Raw genomic sequence first — 24,694 nt, forward strand, 5'->3', positions numbered from 1 at the left:
CCGACCCACAGGCCGCCCAGCACAAACAGCACGATAGTCAGCACGCCAAACAGCATGGCCGCAGTGCGGGCACGTTCCGCCATTTTCTCTTCAGTGCGCAGCATCAGGTAGGTGGCACCTTGCAGCAAGATCATGCTGGCCGATACCAGACCACACAGCAGGGCAAACGGGTTGAGCAAGGCCCAGAAGCTGCCTTCGTAGAACACGCGCAGGGTGTCGTCGAAATGGAAAGGCACGCCTTGCAGCAGGTTGCCAAAGGCCACGCCAAAGATCACCGGCGGCACGAAACCACCGACAAACAGGCCCCAGTCCCAGAAGGCACGCCAGCGCGGGTCTTCGATCTTGCTGCGGTAATCAAAACCCACCGGACGGAAGAACAGCGACCACAACACCGCCAGCATCGCCCAGTAAAAGCCGGAGAATGCCGTGGCATAGACAAAAGGCCAGGCAGCGAAGATGGCGCCACCGGCAGTGATGAACCACACCTGATTGCCGTCCCAGTGCGGGGCGATGGTGTTGATCACCACCCGGCGTTCGGTATCGCTGCGGCCGACAAAGGGCAGCAGTGCGCCCACGCCCATGTCGTGACCATCCATGATGGCGAAGCCGATCAGCAAGACGCCCACCAGCAGCCACCAGATAAATTTGATTGTCGGGTAATCAAACATGACTCAAGCCTCCTTGCCAGCCAGTTGCGGCTTGCCGTGCGGGGTTGCTGTTTCTTGGTGGTAGCGGCCAGTGCCCAGGCTGGCCGGGCCCAGCTTGGCGTACTTCACCATCAGGAACATTTCGGCAATCAGCAGACCGGTGTAGAACAGCACAAAGCCGGTCAGTGAGGCCACCACACTGCCCGCGGTCAGCGAGGAGGTGGACAGGTGGGTCGGCAGCAGGCCGTATACCGTCCACGGCTGACGGCCGTATTCAGCCACCACCCAGCCCAGTTCTGCCGCAATCCACGGCATGGGAATCCACAACAGCGCCCACTTGAGCAGCCAGGTCTTGCCGGCAAAGCGGTTACGCAGCGAGAACCAGAAGGCGCAGGCAAACAGCAGCAGGAAGCTGAAGCCCAGACCAGCCATCAGGCGGAAGCTCCAGAACATCGGCGCCACATCGGGAATGGTGCTCCAGGCCGCCTGGTCGATGATGGCCGGGCTGGCGGTGCGTACGTCAGCCACATACTTCTTCAGCAGCAGGCCAAAGCCCAGGTCGCCCTGCTTGTTTTCGAAGGCGGCACGCAAAGCCGCATCCTGCGGTGCCTTGCGCAGTGCTTCCAGCGCAATCACCGCTTGCTGCCCATTCAGAATGCGCTGCTTGTTACGCGCCACAATCTGATTGATGCCCGGAATTTCCTTGCTGGTGGAGCGCGTGCCAATCAGGCCCATCACATAAGGAAGGCGGATTTCGTAGTGATTGGTGCGATTAGCCTGGTCCGGAATGGCAAACAGGGTCAGCGCAGCCGGTGCCGGCTCGGTATTCCAGATGCCTTCCATCGCGGCAATCTTGGTTTGCTGCGATTCCGCCACGGTATAGCCGGACTCATCCCCCAGCACAATCACCGACAAGGCCGAAGCAAAACCGAAGGCCGCAGCAATGCGGAAGCTGCGGCGGGCAAACGCCAGGTCACGGCCTTTCAGGATGTACCAGCTGGAAATACCCAGTACAAAGCAGGCGGCAGTTACATAACCGGCGCTGACGGTGTGGACAAACTTGGCCTGGGCCACCGGGTTGAACACGATGTCCCACATCGAGCTCATTTCCATGCGCATGGTCTGGTAATTGAAATGCGCCCCCACCGGGTCCTGCATCCAGCCATTGGCAATCAGGATCCACAAGGCCGACAGATTGGAGCCGATGGCCATCAGGATGGTCACCAGCAAATGCTTGCCGCGTGACAGTCGGTCCCAGCCAAAGAAGAACAGACCGATAAAGGTGGATTCCAGGAAGAAGGCCATCAAGCCTTCAATCGCCAGCGGGGTGCCGAAAATATCCCCGACATAATGCGAGTAATACGCCCAGTTGGTACCAAACTGGAATTCCATGGTAATGCCGGTGGTCACCCCCAGCGCGAAATTGATACCGAACAACTTGCCCCAGAAACGGGTCATGTCGCGGTAGATTTCCTGTCTGGTAATCACATAGGCGGATTCCATGATAACCAGAATCCACACCATGCCCAATGTTAACGGTACAAACAGAAAGTGATACAGGGCGGTCACGGCAAACTGCAGCCGCGATATATCGACCAGTGCTTCATTCATGGTGCTAGCTCCTCGTGTTGCAGCCAGTGCGTGGCGGCCTTGGCCGGCACCACCGCCGGCCGTTCACGGAAAAAAACCGACCATAACAGGGTCAGTAAAATCAGTTTCACAATCAACACCCAGGCAATATCCCGGCGGTATTTCTTTTTGTCTTTCATCGCAATTCTCTTAAATGACAGACGCGGACAAAACCATGCCATACAAATGGATATTGATAAATGCGACCAAATGTCGCAAGGCAGCAAACACCCGGCCATTCAAGCGCTGCGCGGCTGCGACATATTGCCGCAGCCGCGCAGCAAACAGCCATGCCATAAAAAAAGCCGCCCCGGGGGAGGCGGCTCTCAACAAATGTTTGAAGTTTGTTTGAGGTGTGGACAGTGTAATGGCATGGCGGGTATTTTTGAATGTGGCATTTTGTCGCAATAAATGATCAGCCTGTTTTATTTAGCCAATAAAAATGCCCACCTGGTCAGGGCGGGCATTTTATCTGTCTGGTCAGGACAGTGATGCAAATGGGCTAGCAAGCCTTGGAGTGCTTGTATTGCGTAATGCAATATAAATCAGTTGGCCGGAATTAAAAATGTGGCAAATTGTCGCAGGGTTTAATGGCGGCGCTGATGCAGGCTGCTGCGCGGGCAGAATACGCGCTATCATGCCGCCAGCTTGTATTCGCCACCTTCCTTGACTGACAGGTCCTGCCATGTTCATCCGCCCCCCCGCCAAGCTGTTGGCGCTTGCTGCCCTGTTATTGCTGACCGCCCTGCCGGCACGGTCGGCTTCACTGGAGGTGGGCCAGCCGGTTCCACCCTTTGTCCTGCATGCCCTGGATGGCCAGACCATTTCCTCTGCCCAATTGCAGGGGCAAGTGGTGGTGCTCAATCTGTGGGCTACCTGGTGCAGCTATTGCCGCGAAGAAATGCCGGCCTTGCAAAACTATTACCTGCGCCATCAGCAACAAGGCTTGCAAGTGTTTGCCGTCAGCATGGATGAAGCCAGCGAGGACCAGAACGTACGCGCCATCATGCAGCAATTTGCCTACACCGGTGCCGTAGGCCGCGACAGCAAGCTAGCCGGTTTTGGCCGTATCTGGCGTTTGCCGATGACCTTTGTCATCGACCGCCAGGGCATTTTGCGGCGCGATGGCAGCGTGGGCAGCCCGACCGTGGACGAGAAGGTGCTGGAGGCAGAAGTCACCCCCTGGCTGCAGGCAAAATAATACCGGGGCCATGCAAGGCCCCGGTTTTTCATCAGAAGGCGAAGCGCGCGCCCACGCTGGCGGTATAGCGCGGAGCCAGTTGCACGCCGTTGACCTTCTGGTAGACCGGCAGCTGGACAAAGCTGTACAGCGTGGTCTGCTTGTTGACGGCAAACGACAGCCCCGGGCTCAGATACATCAGTGTGCCGCCGGTGCTGACCGGGTCGGCATAGGCACCATGGTCGTGAATCACATAGCGGGTGTTGAGCTGCAGCTGCGGGGTAATGCCCTGCCAGGCCATGTAGCGCACGCCCACATTCACGTTGTAGCCGGTGCCGGGGCGATATTCGTCCACGGTATTCAGCGCCTTCTGCACGGTCGCCTGGGCAAAGTAGTCCCAGTTCTTGTTTAGCGCGTCAAAGTAATACACGCCCAGAATCAGGTCGGTGGTGCCGGTGCCCGGCTGCAAACCCGGGTCAATGCTGGCACTATCCCCCGGATTGGACGGGTCGGTAGAGGTACCGGTCTGGGTATGGCTGCCGGTGGGCAGCTTCAGGCCGAACAGCAGGCCCAGATTATGCTGGGCGGTCAGGCCCTGATAACGGCCCAGTACCTTGATATCCCCCAGGCTTTGCGTGTGCGAGTCATAGGCGCCATCCGCCGGGCTGTTACCATCGGAATTCTGCCCCAGCGTGCTGTGCTGGCGGTCGATGTACGGTACTTGCACATTGACACCCCAGGTACTGGAGAAGGCATAGTCCAGACCCAGCGTCAGATATTGGTTTTTGGTGTATTTCTCCACCTCCTGCGCATCCCCGTCCGGGGTGGTCACCTGGCTGGCATTGGCCGCGGAGATGGTGTGGCTGCCCTGACGCAGCTGCTTCTGGTTCAGGTAGTCGTAGCGGATATCCAGCTTGAGGCCTTCCTGCGAGGTAAAGCCCTGGCTTTCCCAGTCGGAGCTCAAGGTACAGCCACAGCTGGCACAGGCCAGCGCCTGGCTGGAGAATCCGGCCAGCAGCAGTGCGCTGCCCAGCAATCCAAGTTTGCTTCTGTTCATTGTTATCAACCTTTGTCATTCAAGCGAGCGCCCCGATTATCTGGCAAGCCCGCGGCTCCGTTACATTTCCCTTCATGAAAAAAGCCGGCTGCGACATTTTGTCGCAGTCCGGCTGTGGTTTCTGCGGCCACGCCTGGCGTGGCCTGCCAGCTTCCGGCAATCAGAAGCGGTAATTAAGCGCGGTATACAGCGAACGGGCGGCACCCGGCACGCCCGTCCCCCAGGCACCCACCCCGCTGGGGTTCTTGGACATAGTCGAACCCTGGCCGGTATAGGCCCCGCCCAGCGGCTGCACATAGTAGCGGTTGAACACATTGTCCACCCCTACATCCACGCTGAACTGTTTCCACTCATAGCGGCTGCGCAGGTTGAACAGGCTGTAGCCCGGCGTCTTGATTTCATTACGCACGGCCGAGACATCGGTCTTGGCACGCACCAGCTGCAGTTCGGCGGTATTGCTCCACTGGCCCAGGCTGTGCACCAGCGCCAGCTTGGCATTCAGCGGCATGATGTTGTAGAGGTTGTCGCCGGTAGTCAGGTTTTCGCCGCGGGTATAGCTGAGCTGGGCGGTGGCATCGACACTGCCGTATTGCGGCCCGTTGGCCAGCCGCAGTTTGCCGCTGACATCCACGCCATACAGCTGGGCGTTCTGGTTGACGTATTGCAGGGTGACATAGCTGTTGGTGCTGGTCAGGTTGCTGCTGCCACCACACAGGCTGGTGCCACAACGCTGGGCATCGATGTAGTTTTGCACATAGCTGTAGTAGGGGCTGATTTTCAGGCCCCAGGCGCTGCCGTCGGCGGCGTGCCAGTCGGCACTGCTGCTAAGGGTGTGCGCCACTTCCGGCTTGAGGTTGGGGTTGCCAAAGTAGCCGTTACCATCACCGGCAAAATTATTCATGATGGCGGCCATGCCCATGCTGGACCAGGTATAGCGCTCGTACAGATTGGGCGAGCGGGTTTTCTGGGCGTAGGCCAGTTCGTACTGCTGCCCGACCGACGGGGTGTAGCGTGCTAGGGCGGACAGGTCGATATTGTGGTCGGTCTGCTGATGGTTCAGCGCATTGAAGGCAGCGGCATCGGTGGCATAGGAGGCCATGCTGTTATAGCCCGCCACATTGCCGGCATTGCTCTTTACCTGGGAGGCACGCAGGCCCAGGATGCTGCGCCATTGCGGGGTCCAGTCGGCCTGCCATTCGGCAAACAGGTCCAGCTTGTCGCGCGTGCCGTCCTTGATGTTCCAGAAGGTATTGGGGCTCATCATGCCCATGCCGCTGCCGGCAGACGGCCACCAGTCATTCAGGCCGTAGCGCTGGAATTCGCTGCCCAGCTTCAGCTTGTCGCGCTGGCCCAGCGGCAGGTCGAGCAGCAGCGCCCCGCCCAGGGTATGGCTGGCGGTGTCCATTGGCATGCCATTTTGATAGATACCGTAAACGGTTTGCTTGTCATCACCAAAGTTCATGCTGTGACGCACATACTGGTCGTATAGCCGCGCATCCAGTTCACCCCAGCCAAACTGGCCGTTGTAATGCAGGTTGAACTGGCTGCTGCTGTTGTCGGTCATGTCCATGCGCTGGTTGGCAAAGCCTTCGTACGGGGTGCTTTGCACCCCCACCTTGGCTTCCAGCAGCTGGTAGCTATCGCGCCAGGCCACGCTGACTTCGTGGTTCTGGGTGTTGTAGGCAGAGGAGCCGACGGTGGTGCCATCCAGCCAGGCGCGGCCAGAGGACGCACCGGCTTTCTTGAAAGGGGCGGCGGCATCGTAATCACCGGAACGGGCGGTGGAGCCGCTGTAGTTGATGCTGACATGGTCATTGGCCACCGTGGCGGACAGGTTGGCACCGCTGGCATCGCCATTGCTGCGGTAATAAGCCCCCATCTGGCCGGTAAGCAGGGTTTGTCCGGTTTCGGCAAAGCGCGGGGCCGCAGCCTTGGCCACGATCACGCCGCCGATATTGTCGCCGCCGGCACTGACCGGGGCGCTGCCGTTATACACCTGCACGCTGTCCACCTTGCTGGCATCCATATAGGACAAGGGCGAGTTCATGTGATTGGGACAGGAGGCAATCAGGCTGATGCCATCGGTCTTGACCAGCAGGCGGTCGTCGGCCAGACCGCGCAACACCGGCAGGCTGGAGAAGCCGCCTGCGCCATGCAGGCTGAGGCCGGGGATGTCCTGCAGCAGCTGGGCACTGTCGCTGCTGCGGGCTTTCTGGGCGGCCAGCTGGGCCGCGTCGAGCGTGCTGCCAGCGGCCAGACTGTCCGGGCGCGTGCCGTGGACCACCACCTCCGGCATGCTTTGCAGGGCGTTATTGTCTTCGGCCAGCGCGCCTTGACACAGCGCGGCCAAGGCCAGGGTCACTGCCAGCACGGCAGGCTTTTGATGGTATTGCATGATGTTTCCCAAGTGAGCAACGGAATGGAATGCGGGCCAGGTCAATGCCTGCCATCTTGTTGGCAAGCCCATTCCGGCTGGTGGGGAACACAAAACGGGCCTGCTGGCGCGGCTGGCAAACAATTGTTTGCTCAGCAAGCCGGGTGAGATTAGCAATTTGCCAGTCGCTTGGGATGTGACCAATTGTCGCAGGGGGCGGGTGCTGGCTTTTCGCGCCAGCCCTCTGCGCAGGGAATGCCAAGGCCGACAGAAGCAGGGCCGCATGCGGCAGCAGGGCTGCGCTGGATGGCGCTGGCACGGGGCCGTCCGCCGCCGCTTCGCACCAGGCAACTGATCAGGCGCAAAACAGTGCGAAATGGTTTGCATTCGGCATGACAAGCTCGGAAATTGCTCAGTAAACTAGCAGCCTGTATGTGCAGGCTGCCTGCCAGGGTCTGGCAGCCGGCCGATCCGGCCGCTGCGCTGCCGTTTTTCATCCTTCTGTACTGGCTAACGTGAATAAAATCTGGCGCTCCTGGCTGATCAGCCTGCTGGTCGCCCTGCTTGCCTGCCTTGTCGGCATGAGCGTGGTGTATGTCGCCGCGCGGCAAGACGAAAAAGTTGCCCGCTCCCAGGCGCTGGCCGATGCCAGCGACCGTGGCAATGCGGTAAGGGTGGCCATTGACCGCGCCCTGTCCTCCACCTATGCCCTGGGCGCCATGGTGCGGCAGGGCCATGGCCAGTTGAACGAGTTTGACACCTTTGCCCGCCCGCTCATCGTCTACTATCCCGGCGTGATGTCGCTGCAGCTGGCCCCCGCCGGCGTGGTGCAGCAGATCTATCCGCTCAAGGGCAATGAAAAGGCCATCGGCCACAATCTGCTGGCCGACCCGGCGCGCAACAAGGAAGCCTTCATGGCGCGCGATACCGGCCAGATGACCCTGGCCGGCCCCTTCCCGCTGCTGCAGGGCGGCATCGGCGCCGTGGGCCGCCTGCCGATTTTCATTGGCCACGACAGCGATGGCAAACCGCACTTCTGGGGCTTTTCCATCGCGCTGGTGCGCTTTCCCGATGTCCTGCAAGGGGCGGGGCTGAACTGGCTGCCGCAGCGCGGCTATCAATACCGCCTGTGGCGGCTGCATCCGGACACCAGACAGGTGCAGATCATTGCCGGCGCAGACAGCAAGAACCCGGCACTGAGCGATCCGGTGCATTACCACATCAATATGCCGAACGGGGTGTGGACGCTGGATGTGCAGCCACAGGATGGCTGGCGCAACCAGCAGCGCATCGCGATCAATAGTGCGCTGGTACTGGGCATCAGCATTCTGCTGGGCTGGCTGGCCTGGCAGATGCTGGAGCTGCGCCGCCACCGTGCCGAACTGGCCTTGCTGGTGGCGCTGCGTACCCGTGCACTGGCACAGGAAACCTCGGAGCGCGAGGCCGCCGAACACGCGGCGCTGGCAGAAACCATGCGCCAGGCCGCGCTGTTGCAGACGGCGGCAGACGGTATCCACATCCTGGATGAAAATGGCCGGCTCACTGAATTCAGCGATTCTTTTGCCAGCATGCTGGGCTATGCCCCGGATGAACTGCGCCAGTGCCAGTTGCAACTGTCCGACTGGGATGATGCCGTACCCGCCGGCTTGTTCGAGCAGCTGCTGCAGGACGAAAGCGGACAGGGCTATCGCCTGGAAACCCGCCACCGCCGCAAGGATGGCAGCCAGATCGAGGTGGAAGTCAATGCCAAGGCCATGAATATCGGCGGCCGGCGCTATCTGTATGCTTCCTCGCGCGATATTTCCGAACGCAAGCATGCCGAGCAGCTGCTGCGCATCGCCGCCACCGCCTTCGAGGCACAGGAGGGCATGGTGGTCACCGACTGCCATACCGTCATCCTGCGGGTGAACAGTGCCTTCAGCAAAATCACCGGCTACCAGGCCGAGGATGTGGTGGGCCGCAAGATCAGCATCCTGCAGTCGGGCCGGCACGACCCGGCCTTCTACCGCCGCCTGTGGCACAGCCTGCGCGAACTGGGTGCCTGGCAGGGGGAAATCTGGAACCGTCGCAAGAACGGCGAAATCTACCCGGAATGGCTGAGCATCAGCGCGGTACTGGGCGAGGATGGCAAGGTCAGCCATTACGTCGGCACCATGAGCGACATCACCCAGCGCAAGGCAGCGGAAGACAAGATCAAGCGACTGGCCTTTTACGACCCGCTCACCCAGCTGCCCAACCGCCGCCTGCTGCTGGACCGGCTGCAGGTGGCGCTGGACAATAGCGCGCGCAACCAGCAAACCGGCGCCCTGCTGTTTATCGACCTCGACAACTTCAAGACCCTCAACGACACCCTGGGTCATGACATGGGCGACCGCCTGCTGCAGGAAGTGGCACTGCGCCTGAATGACTGCCTGCGCGACGGCGACACCGTGGCGCGGCTGGGGGGCGATGAATTCGTGGTGATGCTGGAAAGACTCAGCCCGCAACAACAACAGGCCGCGCAACAAACCCGCGAGCTGGGCCAGCGCATACTGGACTCGCTCGCCCGCCCCTACCCCATGCTGGAAGGCACCCACCACAATACCTGCAGCCTGGGTGCGGTCCTGTTCTTCGGCAATAGCACCACGGTGGAAGAACTGCTGAAACGGGCCGACCTGGCCATGTACCAGGCCAAGGGCGCCGGGCGCAATACCCTGCGCTTTTTCGATCCGGAAATGCAGCAGGCGGTCACCGCCCGCGCCGAGCTGGAAGCCGATCTGCGCCGCGGACTGCAACAGCAGGAATTCCAGCTGTTCTATCAACCACAGGTAGACGCCGAAGGCCGCATCACCGGAGCCGAAGCCCTGCTGCGCTGGCAGCGGCCGGACTACGGCCTGGTGTCGCCGGCCAGCTTCATCCCGCTGGCCGAAGAATCCGGCCTGATCGTGCCACTGGGCGAATGGGTCTTGTATACCGCCTGTCGCCAGCTGGCCGCCTGGGCGGCCGATCCTGCCACCGCCGGGCTGGAACTGTCGGTCAATGTCAGCGCCCGCCAGTTCCATCAGCCCGGCTTTGTTGCCATGGTCCGGATGGCCCTGCAACAAAGCGGCGCACCGGCGCACAAACTGAAGCTGGAACTGACCGAAAGCCTGCTGCTGCAGGATGTGGACGACACGGTGCGCAAGATGCAGGCACTGAAACAGGATGGCGTGGGCTTTTCGCTGGATGACTTTGGCACCGGCTACTCCTCACTGTCCTATATCAAGCGCCTGCCACTGGACCAGCTGAAGATCGACCAGTCCTTCGTGCGCGACATCGACAGCAATGCCAGCGATGTCTCCATCATCCGCACCATTGTCGCCCTGGCCGGCAGCATGCAGTTGCAAGTGATCGCCGAAGGGGTGGAAACCGCCAGCCAGCGCCAGTTCCTGTTGCAACAGCACTGCCGCGCCTTCCAGGGCTATCTGTTCGGCAAGCCGATGTCGATTGGCCATTTCATGCGGCTGCTGAGCAAGCACTAAGCCTGCAGGCGCCGGCCGGATCGTGTTACAACATGCGCCTCACCCCGTGGAGCCCGCCATGCGCTTTCAGCCTGCCCCCGCCTGCTGCCTGATCGACTCGCACTGCCATCTGGATGCGCCGGAATTCAACGGCCAGCGCGATGCCATCGTCGCCGCAGCCCAGGCCGCCGGCATCGGCCAGTTGCTGCTGCCTTCCATCCACAGCGACAGCTTTGCCGACAGCCTGGCCATGCGCCAGCGCTATGGCTGCTGGATTGCCTTTGGCCTGCACCCCATCTATCTGCAACGCCATATGGATGATCACCTGCAGCGCCTGGAAGAACATCTGCAACAGCATGCCCCGGTGGCGGTGGGTGAAATCGGGCTGGACTACTATGTGCCGGGACTGGATGCCGCCCGCCAGGAGCAACTGCTGGTGGAACAGCTGAAACTGGCACGCAAATACAATCTGCCAGTGCTGCTGCATGTGCGCCGGGCGCAGGATCGCATCCTGAAATACCTGCGCCAGATCCCGGTGCCCGGTGGCATTGCCCATGCCTTCAATGGCAGCCGGCAACAAGCCGATGCCTTCATCCGCCTGGGCTTCAAACTGGGTTTTGGCGGCGCCATGAGCTATGAGGGCTCGCGCCGTATCCGCGAGCTGGCCGCCACGCTGCCGCTGCATGCGCTGGTACTGGAAACCGACGCCCCCGACATCCGCCCGCAATGGGCCACGCAACAACCCAATACACCGGCCAATCTGCAAAAATTCGCCATGATCATGGCCGAATTGAGAAATATGGACTTGAATACCTTAACACCTGCCCTTTGGTCCAATACCTACCAGGCCCTTGGCCTGGCTTTGCCAAGCGAACAACCTAGCAACAAAGGGTGATTGTTAAGCAATACCATGCTAATGTGCCGGCCGGGTGTGGCAGGCATGGTCAGCAGGTCGCTCGCGACAACAATAAAACCCAGTCCGACCCCTGGCGTAATCAGCATGTCATCAGCATGACAGAGTGTTGATTGCAAACGCATGCAGCCACCCATTCGTCATCCATCTGTCTGGCCACGAGGCTCGGGGAATTCAATGAAAAATCTATCCATCGCCGCGCGCATCACCATAGGCTTCAGCCTGCTGCTGCTGGCGCTGGCCATCATCGGCAGCATCACCCTGCAGGGACTGGGCCGCATCGACCAGCGCGTCGACGACGTTGCCAGCCATGAACTGGTGTTTTTCCGCGATGTATCCCAGCTGCGCGTGCACATGGGCAATCTGCGTCGCTACGAGAAAGACTATTTCCTCAATATCGCTTCACTGGAAAAACGCAGCGAATATCTGGGCAAATGGAAAGAAACCTATGCCAAGGCACAGGAAACGGTCAAAGCCCTGCTGCAGGAACTGAACAACGGCAATAACAGCCTGAGCACCACGCTCACCGGCCCGGTCACCCGGCAGGGCGAATTGCTGCAAGCCTATGCCGATGGCTTCAACGCGGTCAGCACCCAGGTGGAAGCCGGCAGCATCAGCACACCGGCCGACGGCAATGCCGCCATTGGCAAGTACAAGGAAAACGTGCACCAGATGGAAGACATGCTGCAGACCATCAGCAAGTCGGCCGTGGAAGCCGTCAATGCCCTGGGCAGCCAGATCAATGCCACCTCGGCCTCGGTACGCATCGCCGTGCTGGCGCTGCTGGCCATCGCCCTGCTGCTGGGCCTGGCCCTGTCCTGGCTGATCATCCGCTCCATCCGCCACCCGCTCAACAGCATGCGCGACAGCAGCCAGCATCTGGCACAAAGCCGAGACCTGACCCACCAGTTTCCCGATCTGGGCCGCAATGAGCTGGGCAGCATGGGCCGCTCGGTGGCCGATCTGGTCGGCACGGTACGCACGCTGATTCAGGAATCGCACGGCTACTCCTCGCAACTGGTCGGCGTGGCCGACCAGCTGGGCCAGGTCAGCGACTATGTGGCCAAGGCCTCGCACCAGCAATCGGAAGCCGCTTCCGCCTGTGCCGCCAGCATCGAACAGATGACCGTCAGCATCCACATGGTGTCGGACAACACCCAGGGCGTGGAAGAACAGGCACGCCACGCCACCAGCGAAGCCACCCAGAGCAGCCAGCTGGCCATCCAGGCGGCCGCTGAAATCCGCCAGATCGCCAGCAGCATTACCGAAACCTCGCGCGTCATCGACCAGCTCAACCAGCGCTCCGGCGAAATCGGCGACATCGTCAAGGTGATACGCGACATCGCCGACCAGACCAATCTGCTGGCACTGAACGCCGCCATCGAAGCGGCACGCGCCGGCGAAATGGGGCGTGGTTTTGCCGTGGTGGCCGATGAAGTACGCAAGCTGGCCGAACGCACCAGCGTGGCCACGGCCGAAATTTCCTCGCGCATTTCCGCGGTACAGACCGATACCCAGCAAGCCTTCCACAGCATGCAGCAAGCCAATACCCGCATCGAGACCGGGGTCAGCAGCACGCAGCAGGTGGCCACTTCGCTGCAACTGATCCGCGATCTGTCACAACGCTCGGTAGACAAGATCGGCGATGTCGCCGGTGCCATCAAGGAACAAAGCCAGGCCAGCCAGGATGTGGCACGCAATGTCGAGCAGATCGCCCAGATGAACGACAGCACCAACCGCTCGGTACAGGAATCGCACCAACTGGCCCAGCAGCTGAAAGACTTGTCGGCCGCCCTCAATGACAGCCTGAACCGCTTCCGCGTCTGACCCCGCCAGCCGGTTTCACCCTTGGCAAGGCCGCTCTCCGGGCGGCCTTGTGCTTGTCGTGACACGGCTGCCGCATCGCTATTGGCCAGCGCCGGCCGCCGCGATCCGGCCTTGATCACGCGCAAGCCAGCTTGCCCGGCAGACCTGGCCATGCCGGACTGCAGACACGCGCTTCAGAGCGGAATCCGGGCCCGGACATGACAAGCACTTCCGCGATTGACAGGACAGTACAATGCCTACAAACTCAGCAGATTTATGAGCTGTTTAAAAGGAAAAGTCTTTAGGCAAATCGGGAAAATTGTTGGCAAAACATTGAAAAAACGATGGGCAACCAGCAAACCGGGCGAAAAGACGCAATAAAACAGCTTTAGGATCAGGCTTTCGGCTGGCTTTCCGGCAGTACCGGGGCGGGCGCGGGCAGCAGTGCTGCGCCAGACGGACAGGGAACAATGAAACCGTGGCCGCGGTACAGAGCAGGCGGCAGGTTCGGGCAACCGTTCAAAAGCGGCTGACAAAGATTACGGCGTGGCTATTGTGTCGCCATTCCGCTTTAAACTGTGCGTGTCCGGCAGGAATAAACAGGATAGCGCACTGAACATAATAAATAAAGCCGCAAATGATTAGCCTGCCAGCGCAACCGCCGCGATATTGTTTTACCGCGGCAAATAATGATTGCCTGGCAAATAATAATCGGCAGTGCACACTAACAAATCAAAATTCCAGCGGCCAGCTACCCTGCAATGGCCGCATCCATAGCCTGTTTATGGAAATCATTTTTGGAGCAATATCATGTCGGGTTGCGATAAAATCAAGCTGGGGAGCATGATTGTATCTTCCTTCCTGTCGGCCAATGCACTGGCCGGCCTGGGAGATTTACAGGTCAAATCACACCTGGGCGAACCGTTTCAGGCTGATATTAATCTGGTCGGATTCACTGCCGAGGAGCTGGACAATGCCAGAATCGCGCTGGCCAGTGAAACCGAAGTCCGCGACCCCGATGCTTATTCTTCCCGCTTTCTGTCATCCCTGCGCTTTACCCTGCTTTCTTCCGATCAGGGTGGCATGATTCATATCAGCTCGAATCAACCCATTGACGAACCTCATCTGCGCTTTGCCATTAAAATCGAGGCTTTATCCAAATGGCAAGTGCGGGAATACAATGCATTCCTGAGCCCGAACACCGCTCCGGTGGCAAGCCCGGTGGCAAGCCCGGTGCTGGCAGCGGTAGCGACACCGGCAGCCGCCGCTGTGGCAAGCACCGTCGCCACGCCGGTAAAAGCGGCTCCGGCGGCAAGCCCTGTGCTGGCAGTGGTGGCAACACCAACAGCCGCCCCTGTGGCAAGCACCGTCACCACGTCGGTACAAGCAGCCCCGGTGGCAAGCCCTGTGCTGGCAGCGGTGGCGACACCGGCAGCCACCCCTGTGGCAAGCACCGTCGCCGCGCCGGTCACTACTCCTGCTCCAGTCAGCACGCCGCCGCAGCCGCCTGCCGCAGAGACCGTGGTGCGTAGCGAGCCGCTCAGCGCTCCGCCAGCCGCCAGCAAGCCAGAGCCCAAGCCTGCTACCACGCCGCAGCAGATCAGGGCCACCCGTGGTGCCAGCCTGTGGCGCCTGGCCCGCCAGCTGAAACCCGCCAATACCAGCATCAACCAGACCATGGCTGCCTTGTATCTGGCCAACAAGCATGCTTTTGTCGGCGGCAATCCCAACCGGCTCAAGCAGGGTGCCTTGCTCCAGCTGCCCGACACCTCCCGTATCAAGGCGGTATCAAAAGGCCAGATTGATAAAATCCTGCATTCTGACAAACTGCCACTCAAGACAAAACTGGTGCTGAAGCCGGCCAGCAAACCCACTGCCCATGCCTCTGGCAAGACCCCTGGCAAGCCGGTCACCAACACCAGGCCAGCCCCCGTCAGCAAACCGGCAGCGGCCCAGACCGGCATGAGCAATGAAGACCTCCGCATCGAAGAGCTGCAAAAGAAACTGCACTCCATTGACGAGGCGCTGACCAAGATGGATGGTTTGAACAAGCGGATCGAAAAGCTGCAACAGCAGTTGAAGAACTAGCCGGATGATTGCCGTCACACGGCAATCATCCTGCAATAAAACATGGCAAATTGATAATCCATCCGGATAATCATCTGCCGATTAATGAAGATGGTGCCGGCCTGATCAGCCGTCACCATCTTGTTTGTAAGGGATGGACGAAACAGGCCCGCCGATGGAGTGGCAGCAGATTTCCTCCGGCACTGCCAGCTGAATCGTAGCTGAATAGCGACCAATGGTCTGGTTCAGGCTGGTTTAATGTGTTTATGTACCATTTATGGCGTTGGCTCACTTTGGCCACTTTGGGTGGTAAACTGTAGGTTAGCAATTTAGCACTTCCGACAATGGTATTCTGATAAACCAGGTAGGAGTGCAATTAGACAGGAGAGTTAAAATGGATAATCGGATGCAAGTGCCGACTGAAGTCAGGGATCGGATTTTTTCTATTGCCAATCTGCTGTACGAGCAATCGGGGAGAAGCGAAATGCCGGCGCTTGACAAGGTCCGGGAACTCGCTGGCATCGACATGGTCACCGCCAGCCAGGTGCTGAAAGAGTGGCGCAAGGTGCTGCCGGCCTCCGCAGCCCAGCTGAGCGGCAATACGCCTGAAGAACTGTCCAAGATCTACAATGAAATGCTGGCCAGCGTCTGGGAATGCGCGAAGAAAATCGCCAACCAGAATCTGTACGCCGCACAAAAATCCTGGGAACAGGAGCGTGACGAACTGGAACGCCTGCGCCTGGAGCTGTCCATGGCCTATGACCGCCAGACCCAGGAGCTGATCGCCACCCAGAAACAGCTGTCGCATCAGCTGAGCATCAACACCGCCAACGAAAACAAGCTGAACCAGATGCTGCCCAAGCTGCACGAATTCGGCAGCAAGGCGGTCAGCGCCCAGGAAAAGGTGACCGTGCTGGAAGAAACCGTGCAGCAACTGGAAAGCCGCCTGCGTACCGAACCGCAGGAATCGGCCTTCAATCCGCCGCAAGCTGCCGACCTGGCAAATGGCGCGGATGCCGAGCAGGCTGACGCGGGAGATCGCGTCAGCAAGTTCATCAAGATGTCCTGATCAGCCGGTAATGGCGAAATCGCGCTGGCGTGCTGCGCCATTGCCTGACAGGAAGCGAATGTAATACCGGAACGGGGGCGGTGCTGCCGTGCCTGCTGCATGCGTCAGCGGGCAGCAGGCCGCCCTCCTGTCGGCCACCTCACCTCTCCGCCTGCCCTGTACATCCAGCCCTGTCGCTCAGGTCTGCACGGCAGCGCTTGCTGTCCTCTGCCACAGCTCTCCCAATGAAAAACGGGACATTGCTGTCCCGTTCTGCCTGGTGCCGCTGACAACACCTGCAGCAGCCCGTGTCGGCACAGTTTGCCCCACGGACGCTGCGGTATGTTGTGCGCCGCGCTTATTTGGCCATCGAAGCGTCGATTTTCTTCTTTTTGGTCTTTTTCGGTTGCGGTGCCGCCGGAGCAGCGGCCGCAACCGCGGGCGCCGGGGCTGCCACCGGCTCGACAGTCGCCGCATCATAGTGGCGCGCCTGGATCGACTGCACATCGATCAGGGTGGGAGCGGTATAGGCCGTGCTGCAGGCATTCTGCTCTTCATCACTGAGGCTGCTGTCGGTCTGGAAGCTTTCCACCGGTTTCAGTCTGAGCGTTTCCAGCAGGCGACCGGAGTTGCCCAGCACCGTGGCTTCGGCAACCTTGTAATCAGACTGGGCATTGATGTAGGCCCGCTGGGCGTCGAACAATTCATTCTCGCTGTCCAGCACGTCCAGCAGGGTACGCTGGCCGATGTCGAACTGTTTGCGATAGGCATCACGCGCCTTCTCGGTGGACAGCTCATGCTGACGCAGCGAGTTCATCTGCACCTTGAGCTTGAGAATATTGTTGTTGGCAATGCTCAGTGTCTGGCGCATGTCGCGGCAGACCTTGTCGCGCAGATCCCTGGTGGTATTCAGCTTCTCGGCAGCCGACCCCAGCCGTGCGCGGTCGGCACCGCCGCGGAACAGGTTGATGTTGAAGATGATGGCGGTCGAGGAGATATTGGTGCGACCGTTGTAGCCGTCATAGCTGTCGGTGGGCGCCTTGCTGGCCTGCAAGTCCAGTGTGGGCGAGAACGCACCGCGGCGGACATTCACTTCGGCAGCAGCAGAGCGGATATTGGCCAGCGCACCCAGATAGGCCGGGTTGTGCAAGACGGCGTCCTTGATCAGGTCGTTGTTGCGCGGCAAGGCTTCGGTCAGCACCGGCAGCTCGTTCAGCTGGGCCGGCGGTTCGCTGCCGGTAAGACGGGCATAGCGGGCGGACACATCGTGCAGATTGGACGTGTCGGTCAGCAGATTGGTCTCGGCCAGGGCCAGACGACCGGCGGCCTGCTCCAGATCGACGCGACGACCGACACCGGCCTGTACCTTCTGTTCGATCTGTTCGTAAATGCCTTTGTGAATGGCATAGTTTTCCTGCGCGCTATTCACCAGCTGGCGATAGCGCAGCACATCCTGATAGGCCTGGATGGTTTGCAGGGCAATGCTTTCCGAGGTATCGAGCAAGTCGAAATAGCGCACTTGCTGATCGTAACCCAGCTGCTTGACCGTATTATAGGTTTGCAAGCCCTGGAACAGATTCTGGTTCAGGCTCAGCTTCCAGCCACGTGTGGTGTAATTCTGATTGGCCACACCGGCATTGCTGGGGTAGTCGTAACGCTGGCGATTGGATTCGTAGCTCAGATCGACAGTGGGCATATAACCGGCGCGGCCTACATTCACATCCTGTCCCGCTCCGCGAAACTGATGCAGTTTGGCCAGCACTTCCGGATTATTCAGCACCGCCTGCTGTACTGCCGTATCTATATCGATCGCCAAGGCATGCTGTGGCAGTACTGCAGTAATGCCGCCGAGTGCCAATGCCACTGACAATCTGATGGATTTCTGTAGACTTCTCATTAATACTACCCCATATGAAATATCTTGTTTATTTATAATTAAAAACTAAAACACAATACAGATAAATTATACACACGGAAATTTCTGACCGCTGCAACTTTTTGTGCCAGATCAATATCATGCCCCAGTTTTGCGCAGCGAGAATCCTACCCTTACCCCTCCCGCGGCCGCGCTCCCTCCCGGCGGCGGCAGTGCGTCTGTTATTGCTGCCCCTGCTGTTGTGGTTACTCTGTGTTGGCGTCACCGGCAGCAGCCTGCCCAGCGAACAGACGGTAGCGCGTTACGGCCCACAGGCGCAGCGCCTGTATCGCGAATGGCAAAGCATGCTGAATAGTGCGGGCAGCAGCGACAGCCAGCGCCTGAAAGACGTCAACGAGTTTTTCAATCGCCGCATCACCTATGCCGAAAATAGCCAGGTATGGCGACAGGAAGATTACTGGGCCACCCCCCTGGAAACCTTCGGCAAGGGCATGGCGGACTGCAAGGGCTTTGTCATCGGCAAGTATGTGTCACTGCGCCTGCTGGGTGTGTCGCCGGACAAGATTCGTCTGACCTATGTCAAGGCGCGCATAGGTGGCCCCAGCAGCAATATCACCCAGGCCCACATGGTGCTGGCATACTATCCCACGCCCACGGTGGAGCCGCTGATTCTGGACAACCTGATCACCAGCATCCAGCCCGCCTCGCAGCGCCCCGATCTGATTCCGGTATTCAGCTTCAATATGGAAAGCATCTGGGTGGGGGCGACACAGAACAACAATGTCAACCGGCTGACCCGCTGGAAACAGCTGCTGGATAAACTGAAAACGGAAGGCTTTTCTTTCTGAACATGCCCGTGATGACACGCAAATTTTCCCTGGTGCAGCGGCTGTGGCTGCTGCTGTTGCTGCTGGTGACGCTATCCATCGGCGGCGCGCTGATTGCCAATCTGTTGAATGCGCGCAATTACCTGGAGCAGCAACTGAGCGCCCAGAGCGCCGATACCGCCAACGCCCTGGCATTGATGGTCACCCAGTACAAGGCGGACCCGGTGATGGCGCAAACCCTGCTCAGCGCCGCCTTCGAACAAGGGCATTTTGCCGAGGTACGCTGGGAAGGCGTCCCTGGCGATGCCGCCATCCATCTGCGCAACAGTAACGGGCTGGAAGACACCCCGGCCTGGTTTCACCGCCTGCTGCCGCTGAGACCGCAAAGCGGCCAGGCCCAGGTCAGCAATGGCTGGCTGCAGGCTGGGCGCATCGTGGTGGTGGCGCACCTGGGCTATGCCTACCATTCGCTATGGCTGGGTGCGCTGCAAACCGTGTTCTGGCTGGTGGTGATTGGCCTGGCGGCCGGTTTGCTCGGCTTTTTCGATATCCGCAGCCTGCGCAAGCAATTGCATGCGGTGGTCGAACAGGCACACGCCATCAGTGAACAGCGCTTCATGCGCATTCCCGTTCCCGGCATCCCCGAGCTGGCCGAGGTGGCGGGCGCGATGAACAATATGGTGGAACGGCTGCAAAACTACCTGCTTGGCCTGCGCGACGAGGTGGATCGGCTACGGCGGGCCGCGCTGACCGACAGCAGCACCGGCCTGCCCAACCGCGAAGCCTTCGAGCAACGCTTCTCCAGCCTGCTCGACCCGCAAGCCGACCCGGCCAGCGGCCATCTGCTGCTGATCCGTATTGCCGGCCTGGCCGAGCTTAACCAGCGCCTGGGCGGCCGCCGTACCGATGCCCTGCTCAAGCGCGTGGCCGACGACCTGTCCACCCAGTGCCAGCACCATCGCGGCTGGATGGCCACCCGCCTGCGTGGTGCCGACTTTGCCCTGTTCTGTCCCGAGCTGGCTGCCGCGCAAGCCTGCAAGCTGGCGGATGAGCTCTGCCTGTTGTGGCCGGTGTACTGGACGATGGAACTCTCCGATCAGCCTGGCCTTGGTCATATTGGCATTACCCACTTCCAGAGTGGCGACAAGCTGGGCGAAGTGCTGACCCGTGCCAGCGATAGCCTGAGCGTGGCCGAAGCCCAGCCGCTCAATAGCTGGAAACTGGATGACGGGGCCGGCAATCCGCAGCAGACCAGTGATTACGACTGGAAACAGCTGCTGGAAACCGCCTGCGAGGATGGCTCGCTACAGCTGCGCTGGTATCCGGTATGTGATCCGGACAAGACGGTGCTGTGGCACGAAGGCATGCTGTTCCGACCGGCCAGTGGGCAGGTGCCGGCCATGGGCGCGCTGCGCCTGGTTTCCCAGGCCGCCCGGCTGGGGCTGATCCACCGACTGGACATCAATACCCTGGCACTGGCGCTGCAACAGGGGCCGCAGGGCGTGCTGGCGGTGAACATGTCGCCGGCCTCGCTGCATCACCCGGAATTCCTGCCGGCCATCCTGCACTTGCTGCAGCAACACCCGCAGCGCCAGATCAATTTCGAATTTCATGAAACCGGGCTGGATGAGCACTGGGAACATTTCATTGCCTTCAGCCGTGCCATCCGCCCGGCGGGCCACCAGCTGGCGGTAGAAATACAGGGCCACAACATGGCGCTGGTGGCACGGACGCATGAAGCCAGCATCAGCTATCTGGTACTGGACAATACCCTGACCCAGGGCATTCACAGCGACGAGGGCCGTGCCGCCCTGCTGCGCGGCCTGCTGCGCATGGCCTCGCTGATGGGCGTGCGGCTGGAAGCCAAGGGCGTCAACGATACGGCTGACGCCAGCGCCCTCATCGAAATGGGTGTGCACTGCCTGACTGGCCCGGCCATCAGCTGACCTTCCCACCCTGCCAGGCACAACCCCGCCTCCAGCCACTGGATGCGGGGTTTTTCCATGCATAGAACAGATGGCACGGCAGCCTGAGCACAATAAAAAAGCCGACAGCGTGTCAGGCTGTCGGCTGTGCGGGCTGCGGCGTGCTTAGTCGGTGATCAGCTTGCCATTCCCCAGCAGGTTTTGCAGGATCTGGGCATCACTGGTCAGGGTATGCCCAGCCGTCAGATCCACACCATTCAGGGTAATCTGCGCGGTATCCAGGGCAGTGCCATTGCTGTTGGTGGTGTACTGACCCGTTTCACTGACATGCAGCACCGAGGTCGTTACCCCGCTGACCGTGCTGGTAGTGACATGCAGATAGTTGGCCAGATTGCCCACTGCCGTGCCGCTATGGCTTTCACCTACCAGCAGGTCGCGCAGATCCAGCGTGCTGACCGTGCCAGTCGGCGTCACCGATGTGGCATTGAAGTTGTTGATCGTCTCGTTATGCGCCGAGCCGGTTCCTGCCGCACCATTGAAAGACAGCTCGAAACGGAAGGTATCCACACCGGACAGATCACTGAGGGCTGCCGGGGTAGCACTGGTCACTACCGTTTCATTCATGGTGTGCGAGCTGTTGCCAGCGGAATCAAGCAAGGTAGCCGATACCGTTACCGCCCCGCTGCTGATGGCGACCGGTACACCGATCACACCGTTGGCGTAGCTGTAAGTGTGGCTGCCATCGGTCAGCGTGCCATTGCTCAGATGCAGGCTGACATCGGTGCCGGCGGAAGTGGTTACATGCACCGACCCGCCATTGCTCAGCACCGTCTGGCTGACGCTATCCAGCGAGATGTTATACGCCCCGCTAGTCTGCACGTAGTAACCCTGGCCACCACTGCCAACCAGAGAGCCGACGGTCAGCCCGGCATTGGTCAGATCGCTGACACTGGTTACCAAACCGAAATGGCTGGTATCCAGCGTGACCGCAGTAGCACCATCCACGCTGACATTCAGGTTGAACGCGCCCGGACCGGCTTCATTGTCGTGATACGCCGCAATGGTGTACCAGCCGGAAGCCGTCGGCGTATAGCTGCCGCTAAAGCTGCCACCAGCACCCCAGGTTGCTGTACCCACTACCGTACCGCCCACATTCAGCGAGAAAGAGTCATCCTCAGCACCACTAAAGCTGTAGGTATGGCCGGCTTCCAGGTAAATCAGACCAGACACCTTGTCGGCAATCCCCTTGCCATTTGCTGTCGTCACATTTTCCGTGCTGACATTGCTGCTGACCGTGCTCATGCTGCTAATGGTCGTGGTGGCGGTCGGCTTGACCGTGGTGCTGTCGAGCGTCGACACCACATTGGCCGGGGTCGTACCATTGCCCCCGTTGTAAGGCATGCTGACCGTGCCATTCCATTGCTGCCAGGTCAGACCGGTTGATGTGCCATAGGCTGCCGGCGTGATCGAAGGATCATGCGGTGTGGCAGTCAGCAGTTGGTCCACATTGCTGGCCGTCGCGGTATTGCCGGCGACATCACTGACGCTGGCCTTCACGGTCACGGCACCATCCACCAGGGTGGACAGGGTGCTGGCCGGTATCGTCCAGGTCCCGTTGGCACCGACCGTCGTGGTAGCTGTCACCACGTGGTTGGCACTGTCGGTAAAGGTCACGGTCACCGTCTGGCCAGCTTCCACACCGGTGGTGGTGCCGCTGACCACGGCGGCCGTGCTTTCGCTCTTGTTGTACACACCGTCACTGCCGCTGCCATCACTGCTGATGGCAATGGTGGCCGTCAGATCAATCTTGGCACTGTCGCTAACGCTGGCCGAGGTATTGCCGGCCGGGTCGCTGACCGAGGCCGTCACTGTCAGCGTGCTGCCATCGGCCGGGGTGGCCGGGGTCAGCACCACCTTGCCGGCGCTGATTTCGGCAGCGGTCAGTACATGGCCGCTTTGCACCACGCCGTTGATGGTGACATTCAGCGTGTCGCCGGCCTTGGCATTGCTCGGCAGGCCGATGTTCACCGTGTCGGTGGTGGCGCTGCCCTGCTCGGCCCTGTTGATGTAGCCGTCGTTGTTGGCATCGGTGGCAATCACCACGGTCGGTGCCGACGGGCCGCTGATGTCTTCGGTGGCAGCCGCGGTGCCATTGGACGAACTGATGCCGTAGTGGTCGGTCTGCGTAGCGGTCACACTCACCGCCTTGCCATCACCCGGAGCATTCATGGTCAGGGTGAGCAGGCCGGTGGTGGCGTTGTAGCTGCCAGAGACATTATTGGCTGCCCCCGTTACCGTACCGCCGGAACCGACTTGCAGCGTCGTCGTGGTACCGGCATCCACCACCACGATGCTGGCACTGCCACCTGCACTGATCAGCGCCGGGTCAAGCTGCACCGTCGAGCTGATCGTGCTGCCGGCCGCAGTCACCTCGGCGGCATTCAGATAGCCGTCGTGGTTGGTGTCGGCAACAATGCTGACCGGCGGTGTGCTCGGCAGCGCATAGCTGCCGCTGCCCGGGTTGGACACATTGCCGTACACGTCGCTGACCGTGGCGGTCACCGTCAGTGTCTGGCCGGTGCTCGGTTCCACCACCGGCAGGTAGATCACCCCGTTCTGGTAGGTGTATACCGTTCCGCTGGAGTCCACCAGATTGTTGCCGCTCAGGTGCAGCGTGACATTGGTACCGGTGTTGCTGCTGATCGTCACCGCGCCACCCTTGCTCAGATCAGTCTGGTCGGTGCTGTCCAGCGTCACGGTAGCGGTCAGGGTGTTGTTGGTGGTCAGGCTGATGGTTTGCACGCCGCTGGTTGTGGTATTGCCCAGCTGCTGGTTGGACAAGGCCGCCTGGAACACCGCATTGCCACCCTGATCCCAATACAGGATCTCGATGGTATGCAGGTTGCCCGCCGTCGCGGCCAGGGTGACCGAGGCCGGTGCCGCATTCTGCGACTGAATGCCGGTCATCGAGGACACGATCTGGCCATCGATCTTGATCTGATAACCATCGTCGGCGTTCACGTTCAGATAGTAGGTGCCCGCGGCAGCGCTGAAGGCACCATTCATCTGGATGATCGACTGCGTGGTCGTCGTGTAATTGCTGTTTAGCTGCAGATTGGTGGCATTACCGCCCAGGAAGGTGGACAGATTGCCGGTCGTGCCAAGGTTATTGGAGAACTCGGTCGTGCCGTGCCATACCCCGCCCACATCGCCATAGTTGAGATTGGTGGCGATAAAGGTGGCGGCAGCCTTCAGCGTCTGCAGGTCGGCCTGCACCACACTCAAGGACGTGGAGCCGCTCGGCGGGCTGGAGATCTTGCCGTCGTTCACGTTGTAGTACTGGCTGGTCAAGCCATTTGACAGGAAGCCGACCACCGGGGCATCCGGCAAGGTGGCAGTCTTGCCTTCGGCCACACTGGCGTTAGCCGTATTGCCGGCCTTGTCGCTGACGCTGGAGCTGACACTGATGCTGCCATCGCTCAGGCCGGACAGGTTGGCCGGGCTGGCCGTCCAGTTGCCGCTGCCATCCACGGTGGCGCTGCTGGTCGCCGTGTGGCCCTGGCTGTCAGTGAAGGTCACCGTCACCGTCTGGCCTGCTTCCACGCCGGTGGTGCTGCCGCTGACCACCACGGCACCGCTTTCGCTGCTGTTATAGACATGATCGCTGCCACTGCCATCACTGCTGATGGCAATGGTGGCTACCGTATCCTTGCTGTCGGTATTGCTGGCGCTGGCCGGGTTGCCGGCCACATCGCTGACGCTGGCTTTCACCGTTACCGCACCATCCACCAGGCCGCTCAGGCTGCTGGCCGGAACGGTCCAGCTGCCATTGGCTGCCACGGTCGCCGTGGTGGTGACCACGTGGT

The 24,694-nt window shown here is 60.4% G+C and carries 15 protein-coding genes; 8 read left to right on the forward strand and 7 right to left on the reverse strand.

The genetic code is table 11. From position 1 onward, the window contains the following. The 3 genes from cydB to cydP form a co-directional block, all read right to left on the reverse strand. Positions 1-668, reverse strand: a 668-nt coding sequence (cydB, locus tag JHD64_RS17800; protein ID WP_199054673.1) for a cytochrome d ubiquinol oxidase subunit II, incomplete at its 3' end; no start/stop codon positions are given. Between the two features lie 3 nt (positions 669-671). Beyond that, positions 672-2,258, reverse strand: a complete 1,587-nt coding sequence (locus JHD64_RS17805; RefSeq protein WP_199054675.1) for a cytochrome ubiquinol oxidase subunit I — start codon at positions 2,256-2,258, stop codon at positions 672-674. Then, positions 2,255-2,515 (reverse strand): cytochrome oxidase putative small subunit CydP, encoded by a 261-nt coding sequence (gene cydP, locus JHD64_RS22515; RefSeq protein WP_370540977.1) that lies wholly within the window; start codon positions 2,513-2,515, stop codon positions 2,255-2,257. The genes JHD64_RS17805 and cydP overlap by 4 nt, the downstream gene beginning before the upstream one ends. Before the next feature lie 446 nt (positions 2,516-2,961). On the opposite strand from cydP, the gene JHD64_RS17815 reads away from it, so the two are divergent. After that, entirely contained in the window at positions 2,962-3,477 is a 516-nt protein-coding gene (locus JHD64_RS17815) for a TlpA disulfide reductase family protein (RefSeq protein ID WP_059287359.1), read from the forward strand. A 31-nt stretch (positions 3,478-3,508) separates the two neighbouring features. On the opposite strand, the gene JHD64_RS17820 is transcribed toward JHD64_RS17815, so the two are convergent. Next, positions 3,509-4,513, reverse strand: a complete 1,005-nt coding sequence (locus JHD64_RS17820) for a hypothetical protein (RefSeq protein ID WP_199054679.1) — start codon at positions 4,511-4,513, stop codon at positions 3,509-3,511. A gap of 160 nt (positions 4,514-4,673) precedes the next feature. Beyond that, a complete protein-coding gene (locus JHD64_RS17825) occupies positions 4,674-6,908 on the reverse strand; it encodes a TonB-dependent receptor (RefSeq protein ID WP_199054681.1) in 2,235 nt (744 codons plus the stop codon). Between the two features lie 494 nt (positions 6,909-7,402). Between JHD64_RS17825 and JHD64_RS17830 the strand changes: the two genes are divergently transcribed. From JHD64_RS17830 to JHD64_RS17850, 5 genes are all read left to right on the forward strand, one after another. After that, positions 7,403-10,387, forward strand: a complete 2,985-nt coding sequence (locus tag JHD64_RS17830) for an EAL domain-containing protein (RefSeq protein WP_199054683.1) — start codon at positions 7,403-7,405, stop codon at positions 10,385-10,387. Positions 10,388-10,445: 58 nt separating this feature from the next. Further along, positions 10,446-11,261 (forward strand): TatD family hydrolase, encoded by an 816-nt coding sequence (locus tag JHD64_RS17835; RefSeq protein WP_199054685.1) that lies wholly within the window; start codon positions 10,446-10,448, stop codon positions 11,259-11,261. A gap of 195 nt (positions 11,262-11,456) precedes the next feature. Then, positions 11,457-13,106: a methyl-accepting chemotaxis protein gene (locus tag JHD64_RS17840; RefSeq protein WP_199054687.1), complete on the forward strand. Its 1,650-nt coding sequence runs from the start codon at positions 11,457-11,459 to the stop codon at positions 13,104-13,106. A gap of 822 nt (positions 13,107-13,928) precedes the next feature. Continuing rightward, positions 13,929-15,173, forward strand: a complete 1,245-nt coding sequence (locus tag JHD64_RS17845; RefSeq protein WP_199054690.1) for a FimV family protein — start codon at positions 13,929-13,931, stop codon at positions 15,171-15,173. A 385-nt stretch (positions 15,174-15,558) separates the two neighbouring features. Beyond that, positions 15,559-16,221 (forward strand): DNA-binding protein, encoded by a 663-nt coding sequence (locus JHD64_RS17850; RefSeq protein WP_161968947.1) that lies wholly within the window; start codon positions 15,559-15,561, stop codon positions 16,219-16,221. Between the two features lie 337 nt (positions 16,222-16,558). Here JHD64_RS17850 and JHD64_RS17855 read toward each other — a convergent pair whose 3' ends face one another. Continuing rightward, positions 16,559-18,064 (reverse strand): TolC family outer membrane protein, encoded by a 1,506-nt coding sequence (locus JHD64_RS17855; RefSeq protein ID WP_199054692.1) that lies wholly within the window; start codon positions 18,062-18,064, stop codon positions 16,559-16,561. Positions 18,065-18,288: 224 nt separating this feature from the next. Here JHD64_RS17855 and JHD64_RS17860 point away from each other — a divergent pair, with 224 nt between their 5' ends. Both JHD64_RS17860 and JHD64_RS17865 read left to right on the forward strand, forming a co-directional pair. After that, complete coding sequence (locus tag JHD64_RS17860; RefSeq protein WP_370540978.1) at positions 18,289-18,924, forward strand: transglutaminase-like cysteine peptidase; 636 nt, start codon at positions 18,289-18,291, stop codon at positions 18,922-18,924. Between the two features lie 11 nt (positions 18,925-18,935). Further along, complete coding sequence (locus JHD64_RS17865; protein ID WP_199054698.1) at positions 18,936-20,849, forward strand: LapD/MoxY N-terminal periplasmic domain-containing protein; 1,914 nt, start codon at positions 18,936-18,938, stop codon at positions 20,847-20,849. A gap of 144 nt (positions 20,850-20,993) precedes the next feature. On the opposite strand, the gene JHD64_RS17870 is transcribed toward JHD64_RS17865, so the two are convergent. Next, on the reverse strand, positions 20,994-24,694 hold a 3,701-nt coding region (locus JHD64_RS17870; RefSeq protein ID WP_199054696.1), incomplete at its 5' end, for an S-layer family protein.

It is taken from the genome of Aquitalea sp. ASV15, from assembly GCF_016429115.1.
Lineage (GTDB): Bacteria > Pseudomonadota > Gammaproteobacteria > Burkholderiales > Chromobacteriaceae > Aquitalea > Aquitalea magnusonii.